The organism is Prosthecobacter sp., from assembly GCF_044222345.1.
In the GTDB taxonomy this organism is placed as follows: Bacteria; Verrucomicrobiota; Verrucomicrobiia; order Verrucomicrobiales; family Verrucomicrobiaceae; genus Prosthecobacter.
Window position 1 is genome coordinate 26,851 of the sequence record NZ_JBGANL010000038.1, and the last position, 16,378, is coordinate 43,228.

Here is a 16,378-nt window from a genome sequence, read left to right on the forward strand (position 1 = left end):
AAAAAAGCAATTGCCCCCCAAACTTGCACCAATGAAAACCAATGCCACACAAGCCGCCATACGAATTGCCATCGTGGATGACCACACGATGATGCGTGAGGGATGGAGGCTCTTCATTGAAAACGCTGCGGATCTCGCCTTTGCTTGGATGGCCGGAGATGCCTCCGAGGCCGTGCGCAAGGTGGACGAGGACACGCCGGATGTGCTGGTGGTGGACATTTCACTGCCAGACCGCTCAGGGCTGGAACTCATCAAAGATCTCCGACTGCTGCGTCCGAAGCTGCCGATGATCGCCATTTCCATGCACGATGAGAAGCTTTACGCACAGCGCGCCCTCAAGGCAGGTGCACGCGGCTACGTGATGAAGAGCGCCCCGCAAAAAGTGCTGGAGCAAGCCCTGCACCGTGTGGCCAGCGGAGGCATCGCCGTCAGCGAAGAGATGTCCGAAGAAATCCTGAAGGCTTTTTCCTCCGGCAGCGCCACCGAATCCAAGGATTCTATTTCAGAGCTGAGCGACAGGGAGTTTGAAGTCTTTGTCCTCATCGGCCAGGGGAAAAACACCGGTCAGATCGCGGAGGCGCTGCGAATCAGCACCAAAACCGTGGATGTGCACAAGATGAACATCCGTGCGAAACTGGGGATGAACGAGACAGGCGAGCTGGCTTATTTCGCCATTCGATGGGCGGAAGGGCAGAAAGCGAGCTGAGCACACGCGATTTTCTGCCGCCAATTGGCCCCTTGGTTTTGCAGTTCTTTGAGGGCTGCCATCCCGTGATTACAACGGCTTTCGTTGATCCGTTGGAACAGCTGGCAAGCTCTCCTTCATGACCTCTGCCAGCCCTTTCCTGGCATGACGAATGTCGGTTGAACGCTCCAAGCGGACCTTGCAGCTGGCTGAAATCATTTCAGCCAGCTGATATCGAACGGGCAAAGCCAGGCATCAGAAAGTGGAACGACGGCGACGGCGCATGCACAGGCCTAGCAGACCAAACATAAGCAGCAGCAGGCGACCGGGCTCGGGCACAACCACAACGATGATGCCCTGCGTATCGAACAGGCTCACGTCCCACCGGAAGCCGGAGCCAAGCTCAAAAAGGTCAAGATCTGTGCCGGTCTCTGCACCCGTGCGGAACAAACCACCGTTGTAGGCGACTCCGCCGACATTGTAGGTCAGATTGGCACCGTTCCAGTCGAGGAGTTTGAACACATCCCCTGCAGTGGCATTGTAGCCATTGTTAACAAGGGTAATTTTGGAACCTGTAACAATGGTCAATGCACCGCCAACAAGGATTTGATCGTGCTGAGCATTGGTGACCGGATCATTGAGAAGATGGCTGTAAGTCGGATCAGTGGTGATTCCACTGACCCAGGTGCTGTAGCCCGCAGTATCGTAACCGACCGTGTTCATGGCGGTGTAGCTGGAACGTTGGGCTTGGAGAGTGATCTCCGAGGTGGCTCCAAAGGTGGCCGAGGAGACGAAGGTCAGCGTCCCCATGGAGGCTCCCGCTTCATCACCCGGGCTAAGACGGCCAAGAATGGTCGCAGACCCTTGAATCTGGCCGGTCCCTGCGACGGTGGTGCCAGCAGCGGATGAGAATCCAGCAGCGTTAACGGCTCCCGTATCCCCCACACTGTTGCGACCCACCTGCAGGATGCCTGCGGCGACTGCCGTCGTGCCCGTGTAGTCGTTGTCCAAGGTCATCGTGGCCCAGCCATCACCTGATTTGACCACATTCAATGCAGCAGAGACCGTAGGGCTGGCGCCTGGAGCAAAGAACTGGCTGTTGATAGTGCCGTTACGGAATTTGGCGTCCCACAACACTTCCGTGGAAGCCGGTGTGCTTTGAGTAATGGTCAGAGTGCCTTCGGTGGCGGCGGCGTTTTCAATGATTTCGGTGCTGCCATTGGTGCTGCCACCCATCGCGCCAGTGTCGCCGATGTAGGGGCCGACGCCGCCATTGGTGGTCAGAGAGCCGATGGTGCGTGCACCACCACCGATCTGCAGGATGGAGTTGAACCCCATGTCCACATCATTGGCAGCAGTAAGCGCCTTGTCATTTTCCAGGCGCAGAATGGTGGTCTGATCCTGATCGTAGCCAGTATTGGCACTGACGCGGACATCACCTGTCCAGCCGCTGTTGTCGGCCTTGAGCACGGCGTAGTTGTAGGTGCGCCCGCTGGTGTTGTCGCTGGCGCCGTTGGTGTCATCTCCGTAGAAGGTGATGTTGCCGCTGGTGGTGGCACCGTCCAGAAGACGGCCGTTGAAGTTGATGTAGTTCTGGCTGCCACCGTTCTCAGCGCCGTCGTTCATGTAAACCAGGAGGCTGTCATTCAGCGTGATGTTGCCATTGATGTTGATCAGGTCGCCGTTGCCGACGGTTTCGACCGAGAGCTGCTTCGTCTGTGCGGAGTTGTAAACCACGTTGATGTCATGGTTGAGCTCAATGATGTAGTTCTGAACGACATCCTGATTCGAGAGCACCAGTCGGGCCGTGCCCTGGCGGTCAGCAGACCCCAGAGTGATGGTCTTCCCGGTCAAGTAGCCGGTGCCAAAGGCATCCGCCTGATACATGCCATAAACAGTGCCCTGCTTGACGATCAGGTTGCCGGTCCAGTCAGGATTGTTGTTGCGGAACTCCAGCTGGCCGATGCCATCCTTGATGATGTCGCCGCTGCCAGTGAGGTAGCCGGAATTGTAAGCAAGGCGCACTATCTGCCCGCTGAGAATGTCGAAGGTTGTGGTCCCCGCAAGGGTGATGACACCGTTCAAGTTCAAGGCGCGAACTGCGGGATTGGCAAAGCCCGCAGGTGTGGCCACAGAGGGATCCAAAGACCCCGCGGTCACGTAGTTGCCGCCCTCGAAGGTCAGCCACTCTTCAATGAAGTAGTCCCTTGCGTTCTGCAGGTTGCCCATTTGGATCGCCAGATTTGTGCCTGTGCGGAAAATGGTGCCGTCGGCGAAAGAATTATTTGTTCCAAGTATCGTTGATACCGTGTCAGCCGTGGTGGATGCGGAAGGATTGTCACCGTTTAGACGCAACGCACCTTCACGAACATCAAGCAGGCCCTGGAAGTTCGCGTTGTTGGTGGTGTTCAGAGTACCTTCAAGAGTCAACGTTCCCGCGCCCACCTTGACGATGTCGCCACGATACAGGGCGGTCGAGGCAAGAGTTCTGACACGCAGCTCGGCTGCGCCATCAACCACGTCGATGGTGCCGCCGCCGCCTGTCACTGTCACGCCACGGTTGCCAAGATCAGCATATCCAGTGCCGGTGTAGCGCAACGTGCCGCCGCCAAAGGTGATCTGGTCCACGGTGGCCGCCCCTGGATTGACACCAAGCTGGGTCACATCACTGATGGAGAGGATGGCCCCGTTGATGAAGGTTTTGCCTGTGTAGGTGTTCGCTCCGTTGAACACCACCACACCGGAGGTGCCAATGGTGGAGGCGTCCACCGTGCTAGGGCCAGTGATCGTCACGTTGATCGCGCCTGTGATAGGCACGTTCACATTCAAGTTTCCGGTGCTGAACTGGTGGAAAATCAGCTCAGCACGTCCGCCGGTCGTCGTGAGAGCCGCACCCGCGCTGCCATTGATGGACTTGTTTGCCGCACCCACGTTGCTGCTCACCAGGATGGCACCGCCGGAGGAGGCGATACTGGTGCCGGCAATCGTCAGAACGCTGCTGCCGAGATCAATGACGCCGTCTGCACTGGCGTCAAAGCGAAGAGTGCTGATGCTAAGGGCAGAACCGCGCGTGCCGCTGAAGCCAGCACCACCGTTTTCGGAGATGTTGCCGTTCGCAGACCAGCTGGCCACATCATTGTTATAGTCGCTCAAGACACGAATCGTGCCAAAAGAACCGACGTCATTGCCGCTGGCGCTGGCCACCATGGCAAAGTCAGTGGCCGTGCGCAGTTGAGTACCGTAGGTCAACCAGGTAATGATGGCATCCTTGACCGCTGCGGTTGAAGTGACATTGAAGTCGAGGGTGATCTGAGCGGTGCCGCCAGCCACATTGTCTTCGACCAGGTTGGCCGTGGCTCCAAGGCTGCGGGTGAAGTTGCTGGTGGTGTTGTTGGCATTGGCATTGCCCATGTTGATGGTCATGTTGCGCGCCGTGCCAGTATTGGTTGTGCGCGCCACGATTTCATTGCCTCCGAGGGTGAAGTCCAGCACCCGAATGGCGGCATTGTTGGTGGCGAAAGCGGTGGTCGTGTTGGCACCACTGCTGGCCAGCGCGATCAGAGTGCCCCCATCAAACCGCGCATTCTGGTTGGCCACCAGCGCCTGCACCGTGGTGCCGGTGTGGTTAAGCACCAAGGTGCCGCCAGCAAGAACGAAGTTGGCATCCGAAGCAGATGCAAGCCCGGTGTTTTGCAGGATCACCGTTCCGCGGCCTTGTTTGAGGAAGCCAAAGTTTGGCGCTGTGGTGCTGCCGGTGTTGCCTGTGATCACCTGGTTGATGACCACGGTGCCACCGCTCTGCGCCTGAAGATTGGCCACGATGCTGCCTGTCACAAGCGTGCCTGTGCCAGTGCCGAAAGTCACCGTGCCATTTTCGTTCAAACCGCCCACGTATTTGGCTCCCGTGCCAACCATGGACCATGCGGCCATGTTGAAGAACTGGTCCGCCCGGGTCAGGAACAGAGAGCTGAACAAGTTGGAGGCATTGCCCATCACAAAACCCTGCATGGTTGTGCTGCCATTGATGGCAAAAGAGGTGGTGTTCGAATCTGCATTCGGTATGCGGCTGATGGCCGTGTTCGTCCAGAATCCACTGCCATCATTGCCCACAGCATTGGGGTCGTAGTTGATCAACATGTCTCCACGAAGGAGGGAGAGGCGCCCGGCAGCATTGTACTGCTTCTCGAAGATGAAGCTCGTCTGGTCGTTACCAGCGGCAAGGTTGACACGCAGCACCTCATTCTCGTTGGTGCGAACGCCTGCCACGGTCGGGAGAGTGGAGATCACATCGGCGATAGGAATGGCGTTTCCGCTGCCATCCGCCTTGTCACCAAAGGTTCCTCGGAAGATGAACATCTGCGTCAGTTCCCCGGATGTGTCGAACTGGACAACGCGGGAGTCGATCTGCGTGATGTCATTGCTGATGGCCGTGTTGCCGCCAACGATGTTGCCATTGATGATGGTGTTGCTGTTGCCATCCAGGCGGATACGCGGCGTGAAAATCGTCTGGCCGGCAAGATCCACGTTGTCGATGGTGATGTTGCCAAAATAGTTCAAGGTGCGGCTGAAATTGCGGAGGATCTGCTGATCGCCTGAAAGCACGCCAATATAGATGTCCTCGCGCGCAGTCGCGGAGCCGATCTGGACACCTGCAGTGGAGCTGAGATTGCCGCTGCCGGTGATGACAACGCCGTTGCCAGCGCCCCCCGCACCGAGTCCGGTGCGACCGTTGGTGACCTGCAGATCCCCCTCACTGATACTGGTGATGCCGGTATAAGTGTTGTTGCCAGCCAAAATCATCTGAGCGAAACCGGTCTTGAGCAAGCCTCCTGTGCCCATGATGTTTGATCGGACATGCAATGTACCGGTGCCGATGGCGCCCGAGGTGGTGACATAATAGCCATTCTGAGCGTTGAAGATGGCTTCGCGGCTGCCGAAATTGAGATTTCCTCCCAAGATGTAAGTGGCCGCATCCGCTGTGTTGCCCACTGCAAAAGTGGCGCTGCTGACCATGCCGGAGGAGATGGTCAGGGTTCCGTCCACATACAGCAGCGCCGCGTGATGATCGGTGTAGCTCGTCAGAGTGGTGCTGCCGTTCACAGCGCCACCGGAACCATTGTTGTCAAAGACCGGGCCAAAGCGCAGCGCATTGATGGTGGTGCTCTCTTTCATCACGGTGGCCAGATCATTGAGGCTCACGTTTTGATTCAGGCCCAAAGCGAGGCTGTTGCCCAGGAGGCCGTCAGCAGCCGTGAAGTATTCCGAGTCATCCAGCGGGCGCAGGTAGCCGCCGTCATATGTCATGAAATTGCTGCCGCCCAGATATTGAAGGTTGCGCTGCTGGTTCCACAGGTCGCTGATGTTGCCGTTGTTGAAGCCAAGGATGCGGAAGTCCGTATCCAGTCCAAGCGGGATGACACCCCCGAGAATGCCAACGGCGATTTGTTTGTCGGTGGCGATCCAAGAGCGCCCACGGCCACACGGACACTGTCTCCCACCGCCGCAGTGCTGAAGGTGGAGGTGGCGTCCAGATCAACGAACCTCACGACAGCACCCGCAGAACGGTTCAGGTTGTTGATGGTAAGCGTCATGTTGGTGCCAGCACCGTTGGTAGGATTGAAATCCACAATGTTGGTGCCTGACGCCACATTGACCGTGCCAAGCGTTTCCGTGTTGTTGACGGCACCACCGCCAAGACGCAGCCAGCCATTGTTCATGTTCGTGATGGCACCATCATTAATGCGGTCATTGTTGTTGCCGCCGGTAGTACCGGAGGTCGCATCGAGACGGTTGGTATTGTCCAGAGTGATCATGCCCCGGCGTTGGAGATTGATGGTGGTCACGCCCGAAATCACACCATTGACGCCATTGAGCGTGAGGCCCCACTCCGCCCAGCCTTCAGCCAGCCCCTGAGTGGCGTAGTCCACGCCGTTGATGGCGTAAGTATGGCTTTCCCATGGCAAGGCTGCATAGCCGAAACGCAAGACGTTCAAATCTCCGGTGAAAGTGTTGTTGGCAGTCAGTCTCAGCTCACCAAATCCGAGTTTGGTAAAGCCACCCGCCCCCTGGATCACACCGCCAATCACCAGCTTGGATGCCGGCGATTCCGTTGTATTGCCCTGCTCCACGACGCTGTAGTTGCCAATCGAGTCGGAGATGATGATGTTCCGATCAGCGGTTCCTGTCAGATTGAGTTTCCCATCCAAAAAGGTGGAACCGTCCTGGATGGTGAAGAAATCCACCTGGAGATAGTTGTAGCCACCGTTGGCAGCGGCGATCACGCCATTCATGCTGATGTCCACCGTGTTATGGGTGTTGAACTGGTTTTCAAAGAGCAGACGTGCCCCTGTGTTTGCTCCAAGGCCGAGTGCAGCATTCGTTGCATCCGCCTGAATCTGGCCGCCATAGCCGATTTCGATGCCGTTGGTGATGTCCGAACTTTGAATGCCGTTGTCGGCAATCGCAGCGGACACTTCATGCCGGAAGCGAACGCTGCTGCCACGGATCACCAGACTGTCGAGCGCGCTGGAGAAGCTTGCGTCTGCAAACACCATGTTGTCCGTGGCATTGCGACCGCCGATGATGGTGAGGATCTTGTTATTACCAGCAATGACCGGACGATTGCGGGTCACCGCGCCAGTCAGGCCGTTGGCATTGCTGAGATTGGTGTCATAGGTGCCGACCACGAAGGCTGACGCATTGACCGTGCCACCGCTGTTGATCGTGGCATTGCCATCGAGGGTCAGGAAGGAAATTTGCCCTGTGCCGCTGGAATTACGCAGAGCGCCGGTGCCATTGAAGCCTGTGCCGGTGATCTTGAAGATTTCACGGAAAGGATCGCTGTCATCCCCGAAATTGAGCGCCTGACCGCGCAGATCCACGGAGGCACCATCAGCAACGACCGTTTCATTACCGACTCCAAAAGCACCCAGCGCACGGGCACCACCGACATAGAGGACACCCTCATTGACCATGATCTGACCAAGGAGAGTCGCTGTCTTGTTGATGCCGGTGTAGCCATCATAAACGTCGGAGAAGTTGTTGGCGCTGATCTGCAGGATGCCGGAACCGGTCTTGGTGAAGCCATTCTGGGCATAAACGATGCCAGAGATGTTCAGACCGACACTGCCATTGGCGGCTGCCACCGGGATATTGAAAGTGAGACCGGCCGCCGTCGTGTTGTTCATCGTCTGCTTGCCGCTCAGGGTGCCCAAGGCAGCAGCAAGTGTCGTCACGGTGGCCCCATCATTGTAAGTGATGAACTCGCCGGTGTTGCGGCTGTCATTGAACAGCAGAGTGCCTGTGCCGCCGATGGTCGTGGTGCCGCGCACATTGCCCAGGGCATTGTTGTTCAAGCCGATCTGGATCGTGCCGCCGTTGACGACAATGTCGCCATAGAAGTTGCCGTTGTCGTCATCGAAGAGGACCACACCCAGATTGCCGTTGTCGAGAATGATCGTGCCGTCCCCGGTCATGACTCCCGTGTTGTAGACAGAAGCATTGGTGGTGAGGAAGCGAAGCACCGACCCGATCCCCATGTTGATGACGTTGCCCTGAGGCGAGACGCCGTAACCGCCAAGGAAAGCATTGGTGGCCACGGTGGGGGCAGCCGCCGTACCACCCACCTGGATTTCGCCTTCATTCAAATTGAGAGCACCGCTGTAGGTGTTAAGGGCGTTGAGGTACACCTTGCCCGTGCCAGATTTGGTCAGGATCTGTGCACCTGTGTTGTTCTGAATGACGGCGTCAATTTGGAGCGCGCGTGCACTGTTTTGCAAGATGATCAGCGTCTCGAGCCCGGCTGTTGTCGCCGCATTCTGAATGAAGCCGTTCCTGATGATCACATCTCCCGCATTCACGTTCGGAGTGATGAGAAGGCCGCCACCAGTCATGGCCAGTATACCGCCACCGAGATTAAGCGTGCCGCCACCGGCTGTGTTAAACCGCAGGGTGTTGGCTGCCGTGCCTGTGATTGAGAAATTAGTCACGTCCACGTTGTTCGTGGCCGCGTAGCTGTTCACGCTGTAGGCAGTGTATGCAGTGACCGGACCGTCGCCACCGTTGGTGGAATTCACCGCCCAGTCGGTCTTGCCCACTGTGGCGTAGCCAATCCCAAGAATGCCGTTCGTATTGGTCGTGTCCACCTGGGCGATTCCCGCAGCACCGAAGTCGATGGTGCCACCGACATTTCGAGTGATGGCATTCATCCGGAGGACAGAAGTGCCGCTGGTGCGAGTGACCGCGTTGGAGCCAGGAGCGATCGTGGTGGCGCTCACCACTTCCACATGGCTGCCACCGCTCAGGTTGATCGTGCCGCCGGAAGTGCCCAGGATCTTGGTCTGGCCCGCAACGTTGGCATCTACGCCCACAGTTGTGAGCGCGGTGATCGTACCCAGAGTCAGTGCGGCACCATCTGCCAGCTTGCTGTTGTTGTTCGTCCCATATTCAAGCTGGAGTATGCCATCGCGGACGACCGTTTGACCAGTCCATCCGGCACCATTCACCCCGGAGAGGGTGAGAGTGCCCTTGCCAAAGAAGAGCAAGGTGCCAGCGCCGGTGAGCGAAGAGGTGGCATTGTTCAGATCCAAGGAAGCGCCGGCATCCACGGAAAGACGCAGTTGAGCGGACAACGTGATCAGTCCACTCATGATGCTGGTGCCGCTGGTGACTCCAAGACCACCATCTGCGGTGGAATTGGTAAAGGCATTGGCAAGGGTGATGCCACTGCGGATTTCCAAGCCATTGCCTGAAGCACCGTTGACCGTGATGGTGCCGCTTCCCAATGCGTTGCCAGCGCGGATGGCCAGTGTGCCTGCGGTGATGGTCGTGCCACCCGTGTAGGTGTTCCCTGCACTCGGATCAATGACCCACATGCCACCATCCACTTTTGCAAGAGAGGTGGCTCCGCCTTGATCGGTGATCTTGAGGCTGAAGGTGTTGTCGCTGATGGTAGAACCGCCCAGTGTCAGAGTGCGGACGCCGCTGCCAGCAAAGGCGATGGAACCGGTGTTGCTGAATGTGAGGGTCGGTGTGTTGGTGCCAATGATGATGCCGGAAGCATTAATGCGCGCGGCAAGAGCGCCCAGCCCCATGGTGAAGAGACGGTCAGTGCTCTGGTTTGTCAGGCCCTGCCAGGTGAGGATGCCGCCTTGATTTGCGGCCGTGTTGCTCACGAAGACAAGATTTCCAGCGGCGTTGCTTGAAGCGCCGACACCGCTCGCGATGCCGCCGTCGGCAAGATAATAGATGGTCATGCCCGCACTGGCGGTGGCACCCCCGGTGGCACCGATGGTGGTGATGCCCGTGTAGGTGTTGCGTGCGCTGCTTGTCAAAGTGGCCGCGGTGGAGGAGGACACCGTGCGGGTGAGATTTCCCTCTCCCGAGAAGAAGCCGTTCATGGTGCTGCTGCCCCCGATGATGGAGAGCGTCTGGCCGGAGAGTATCTCCGCCTCCGTCAGCACATCTCCCGTCAAGGTGGCGATGGTTTCGGAGTCGATGATTCTCAACTTCGCGGTGCCAGAGAAGATGCCGTCGCCACCATCTCCATTGAGTGCCACGCCGACCGTGTCCAGAATGGCCGCACCACCAGCGAGCTCAAGAATGCCATTGTTGATGACAAGGGTTCCGGTGAAGGTGTTTGCGCCGCTGAGACGCCAGGTGCCCGCGCCCTCTTTGATCACCGCCGTGGCCTGGCTGGTGGTCGGATTGCTGATGACGCCGGCAATGGTGTTGCTCAGGGTGTTGGAGCCATCCAGGACCCAGTTGTGAGTGCCCGTGGATCCTGAAGTAAGCGCACCTTTGATGATGATCTGCTTCACTCCGTTGTTGATCAACTGGCCGCCTGTGGTGTTTCCGGTTGAGGCATTGACCAGCGCCCAGGTGATGTTGCTCTCGAAGGTGGCAACTCCAGCATTGGAATCATTGAAAATGATGGTGCCCACGGCAGCACTATTCGGGGTGATCGTGTTGGTGCCCTGGCCGAAACCGCCATCGCCAATCTGGTCGGTGTTGCCATACTGGTCGTAGCGGCGGCCATTGAAGTTGTTGCTGCCGAGCGTGATGCTGCGCGCCACATTGGTATTGCCCATGATGCTGGTGGTTTCCGAACCGTCGCCAAGATCGCCCTGCAGCTCAAGCATGCCGACATTGACGGTGATGCTGCCGCTGAAATCATTGCCGGTGTTGGTGAGAGCCCAGCGGCCCGTGATGCCGTAACGGTCATCATCACCCGCATTTCCCATGGCGATCGAAAGGACATTGGCGCCCTGAGAAATGACACCCGTGATCTGATTGGTGATCGGGTTGAAGTAACCACCGGTCTGACCGGTAAGCTGAAGGGTGTTGGTGGCGGTCGCAGTGATGTTGCCACTGAGAATGAGCGCTCCGCTGCCATTGGCAGTGATGCGGTTGCTTCCCGTGCTGGTAACGGCCGAACCCGTGCCGGCCAGAATGATGTTTCCAGCATAGGTTTCCCCCGCCCCGACGTAATCAATGGCCCCAGCCCCCGTGCCTGCACCGAGAGTGACCGAACTGAAGGAGCCGATGGCATTGGCGAGGCTGGCGGTCTGGATGCCACCGCTGCTGTTGTCGGAAAGCCTGCCGAGCTGCAACGCGCCGGTGTTGGTATTCGTGCCGTACATGGCCATGAAGTTGCCACCACCGAGAGTCAGATTGCCAGAACCTTGGAAGGAGCCTGCGATCAATTGAGCCCCGCCGTCATCGACGGTCAGCGTTTGACCGGCATTGATGAAAGTGATGCCACCACGCTGCATGTAGAGCTGGCCAATGGTTTCCGTATTGGCAATGCTCAGCGTGGCACCGTTCAAAACGTGAGTGTCATTGTCATCGTGCATGGCCACGCCATTGGCGAGGACGACCGTGCCTTTGTCAATGTAGGTGCTGCCGGTATTGAAGGTATTGAGACCCGCGAGGGTGGTGACTCCCGAATTCTGGAAGACCCACACGTTGTTGCCAGAGAGCACCCCATTGTAGGTGTTGCTGGCGCTGCCGCCAAATTTGATGATGCCATTGTTGACGATGTTCAGCAGGTGAGTGCTGTCAGCATTGACGAGGGTGCTGTTGATGTAGAGGATGCCGCCGCCCTCGGATTGGAGAATAGCGACCTGGGTATTGGGAGCTCCCGTGGTTGAGCCAATGGTCAGATTGCCGGTCAGGGTGACGTTGCCCAGTCCTTGGCGCAGCAAGGTGGCATTGCGAGCCGTGGTGCCATCGGTGTTGGGATTGAGCGTGATGTTGTTGGCCACGGTCGTGTCTGCAATCAGGTGCCAGCGCAGATCGGTTGAGCCACCGGTCGTGGACTGCAGGATCACATCTCCCGTGCCCAGAGAGCCGGTGTAGGTGTCATTGCCGATGCGGAGAGAGACGCCGGCATTGACGGACTGGAGCCCCAAAGTGGTCGTGCCGGAGTAGGTGTTGTCCGCAGTCAGATAGACGTTGTTGCGAGCTTGAATGAAATTGCCGGAACCAGAGATCTTATTTCCCAGCACCAGATGGCCGTCATTGGTGTTCGTGACAAGCGTGCCATTGTTGACGATATCCGAACGGCTGCCAATGCCGCCGGCCGAGTTGTTGCCAAACTGAACGGTGGCATTCGCGCCAATGGTGAGAGTGCCGTTCAGCTGACTGGTCGCATTGGTCAGCAGCAAGGCACCACCCACAAGGGTGCTGTTGACAGTGAGACCAGCGCCAGGAGCTGAAATAATCTGCCCGCTGAGCACATGATTGAAGGCGGAGTTGAGACTGATCGTGCTGGCACTTCTCAACACCAGCGGCGCGGCCAAAGTCTGCGCGGCCCCGCTGCCGATGGCAAGCGTGCCGCCATCGAGATTCAAGAGCTCAATAATCGTGCCTCCGCCGGTAACGTTGATCTTGAGCGTACCACCAGCATTCACCGAAGTGAGGTTTGCCCAGCGGTTGGTGACAGCCGTGGCGGCAGCCCCAAGTCCGGCGTTGTTTTGGATTTCCAGAATGCCGCCTCTGACGGTCACCCGGCCTTGGAAGGTATTGGTGCCGGTGATGATGGTGGTGCCGGACCCAAGCTGCTCAAGGTTGCCCATGCCGGATATGACAGCGGCAATGGTCACCGGGTTGCTGCGGTTGATGCCAAGGGTGCCATTGTTCAGGATGGCTCCGCTGCCCACCATGCCCGCCGTGCTGCCACCAGCGGTGCTGTCGCCAAGCTGGAGGTAGCCGTAGCCAATGTTGGTGGCACCCGTGCCGGTCATGTCGTTCGTGAGCAAAGTACGTCCGCCACCGGTGGTGGTGAGGATGGTGTTGGCGGTGCCGTCGACGTTCGAGAGCACCAAATCTCCCAAGGTATTGTATTGATTGATGATCAGTTCATTTCCAGCGCCCGAGGTGAGGCTGGCGGAGATGGTGGAGGTGTGCGATCCCACGCTGCTGCTGACAAGAATGCCACCCGTTTCAAGGCTCATCGTCCCGGTGATGTCAGCATCATTCGCGCCGCTGAAGCGAATGGTCGCCGTGCTGGCACCTGCCACCGCGCCTGCGGCTGTGATGTCGGTATTGAGATTTGAGCCAAAAGTGTCCGCGGAATAGCTGGTGAGTCCGGAAATCGCAGTGCCCGCTCCGTTGGAAACGGCCCAGGTGCCACCGCCAAACGTGGCCCAGCCGCCAAGGATGCCACTGGCACCATTGACCGTGCTGGTCGCAGCAGCGCTCGTGCCAGCGCTCAGAGTACCACCCGCCGCGCGCGTGATGTCTCCCAGATTGATGCCTGCGAATCCGGAAAGCTGAGTGGATTCCGTTTCAGCATTAAAATGGATCCATGATTCAATGGCTGACGCGCCAGCATTGAGGGTCGTGGAAGCAACGGACTCGAGAATTCCAGTTCCCGTGCTGATGATACGGATGGTGCCACCGTTCAAAGTGAGCGCACCGACTGATGGCAGGATGTTGTTTCCTGCACCGTAGTTCAGAATGATGGTCGAATTGGACGAGAGCGTGATGCCGCCGGTGTGTGCGAGATTTCCAGAGAGAGTCAAACCGCCAAAGTTGCTCAGAATCAGCGCACCTGCGCCGCTGGTGGCGCCCGAATATCCGGCGGCGGAGACCGCACCGCTGCGGGCTTCGCGCAGGGTCAGCCCCAGTGTAAGCACCGCATTGCCTGTACCCGCAAGGGAACCGATGGTGTCTGCCTGAGTGACGGTAAGCTGAGTGCCGGTTCCGTTGAGATTGATGCGGGCGGCAGGAATTCCGGTGCTGTTGAAAGCACCAGTTCCAGCATTGAGTGTCAGAGCCGCATTGGTTCCCACATTCATGGTGCCACCAAAGCCTGTGCTGTTCCCCGTCAAAGACAGGGTTTGTCCTGCGACGGTGGAATTGACATTGATCACACTGTTGAGATTGCCGGTGAAGACGGTCCCAATTGTCTGGGTGTTTTGATCCGCAAGCGTCAGGGAGCCGTTCACCAGCTGAATGGTGCCACCGGTGGATGACGCAGCAAACCTGGAGACGGTTTGTGAAGTGCCGTTCAAATCCAAGATACCACCGACGGTGCGAATGCTGCTGGCCAGTGCCAGCGTGCCGTTTCCGCCTGTTCCTGGTGCACCGACGCCTGCCGCAGCACCATAGATGCCCATGCGCAGAATGCCGCCGTTGGAGATGGTCTGTCCGGTGTAGGTGTTGGCACCACGAAGCTCCAATGTTGAGGTATTATCCTTCTGGAAGTCACCTGCACCTGAAATGACGCCCCCGAAAACGGAACTGGTCGTGGTGCTGGTGATGAGCCTGATGCCCGCCGTCTGAAGCACGATCACACCGTCCACACCCGAGAGATAGTTTGCATAAAGGCCACCGACGTTGCCGCTGGGGAAGACACGAGAGGAACCTTTGCCGCCGCCTTGGAGAATGGTTATGCTGTCATTGACTGAAACGCCCGAAGTAAAGACACCGCCATTATTCTGAATGAACAACGTCTGCGCGCCATCGAGCCCGAACGCCCCGGTGGTGGTGAAACCGCCTTTGTCCAGCAAGACGGTGCCGTCAAAAGTAGCACCATCAGAGACCGCATTGTTCCAGGTGAAGGTTCCGGAGCCTTCCTTGATGAGCCAGGTGCCGCCTCCACCAAAGATCCGGCCGCTGTATGTGGAGCTGCTGTTGTCTCCGCCGATGGCCAGCGCACCGATGCTGGTGCCGATAGTTCCCGTGCCAAAACCTCCAGTGGTGAGTGCACTGAGGTTGATGGTGGTGCTGGTGCCGTTGCCGCCGCTGATAGAGCCCACACGCTCAAACGGCGTCAGATTGGTGGCATTGACGGCAAAATTCAGAATCTGAGTGCCCGAATTGGCAAAGACGATCTGAGAGTTGTCGCTCAAGACATCTTGGAAGGCATACCTGGCACCGTCCCAGATACCGCCACCGACCCAGACTGTTCCGGCGTTGATGGTGGTGGCACCGGAATGGGTGCTGAGCCCTGTGAGGAAGAGATCGCCTGCACCATTTTTGGTGAACCCGCCAGCACCTGTCATGGCACTGCTCAACACGCTGGTGGGAGTGATTGTCAGAGTAGGAATGTTGGCGGCGGTGGCACCGGGAAGCTCATTGATGAGAACGTTGTTGCCATCGATGATCTGCAGGATGATGCCGGTGGCGTTGGTCATGCCGGTGCTGCCGGAGATCAGCATGCCAGGAGCCAGTCCGGCAGTGCTCGAATCCAGCTTGATGACACGGATGGTGTTGTCGGAATCCGCCAGACCGCTGATGACGGTGGGGGTTCCATTGGTGTAAGTTGCCGCCAGGGTGGCACCGCTGCCAAGAGCCAGGAGGGTGTTGCGGGTGCTGGTGAGGGAATTGATGGCCTGGCTCGTATTCACGCCGAAAACCGTGTTCCAGCCAGCATTTCGAACTTTGGCAGAGGAGGCAAGAGTCGCACCGCCGGAGAGAATCAACCCACCCCCCGACTGGCCACCATAAGTGCGAACGAGCACATTCCCAGTGAAGTCAATAGAGCCAGCCAGGGTTTGTATTCCACTGCCCAGCTTGGTAAGCCCCCCAGTGCTGCCACCGCTGATGTTGCCGGCGAAGACTGCATCAGCGTTATCCAAGCCGAGGGTAAGAGCTCCATTGCCAGTCAGCAGGACATTGCCGCCGGTGCTGCCACCGCCGGAAAGGGAGCCCAGAGTTTCACTGTTGCCGTTCAAATCCAGAGCGACGCCTGCGGTGTTCGCCAGCACCACGCTTGAACGATCTGGAATGATGGAAAATGGGCTGGCACTCGCAATTTGAATGACGCCGGTGTTGATGATGGTGCTGCCTGTATAGGCATTTCCACCCGAGAGGAACAGCATGGATGAGGCACCGTCCTTGACCAGTGACACGGGACCGCGCTGCACGAAGCCATCCGTTTCCCCAATGGAACCGGTGAAGGTAAAGATGCCAGCATAAGATCCTGTGAAGGTCAGTGACTTGGCTCCCGAAACTGTGGAGGTGGTGTTGCTGGTAAATGTCAGCGCACCGCTGCCATTATTCTCGATGACGCCGCCACCGGTGGTGCCTGCGAGATTGATAATGCGGTCGGTGGTTTCACCCGAGCCCGTGTAGATCAGTCTGCCGGTGTCCGCGCCGAAACCAAAGTTAATCGTACCATTGGCCGCCGTGATGGGAGCCCCCAGACTGCTGCTGGATGAGCCGCCGGACACACTGTTGATCGTG

The 16,378-nt window shown here is 58.0% G+C and carries 3 protein-coding genes; 1 reads left to right on the forward strand and 2 read right to left on the reverse strand.

Features of this window, described 5'->3' with window-relative positions:
• Positions 1–31: 31 nt before the first annotated feature.
• Positions 32–706, forward strand: coding sequence for a response regulator (locus ACILSL_RS18870; RefSeq protein WP_395733612.1), 675 nt, complete (start codon positions 32–34; stop codon positions 704–706).
• A 234-nt stretch (positions 707–940) separates the two neighbouring features.
• On the opposite strand, the gene ACILSL_RS18875 is transcribed toward ACILSL_RS18870, so the two are convergent.
• A complete protein-coding gene (locus ACILSL_RS18875) occupies positions 941–5,989 on the reverse strand; it encodes a beta strand repeat-containing protein (RefSeq protein ID WP_395733613.1) in 5,049 nt (1,682 codons plus the stop codon).
• Positions 5,986–16,365, reverse strand: coding sequence for an autotransporter-associated beta strand repeat-containing protein (locus ACILSL_RS18880; RefSeq protein ID WP_395733614.1), 10,380 nt, complete (start codon positions 16,363–16,365; stop codon positions 5,986–5,988). Before ACILSL_RS18880 ends, ACILSL_RS18875 begins: the two co-directional genes overlap by 4 nt.
• Between the last annotated feature and the right edge of the window lie 13 nt (positions 16,366–16,378).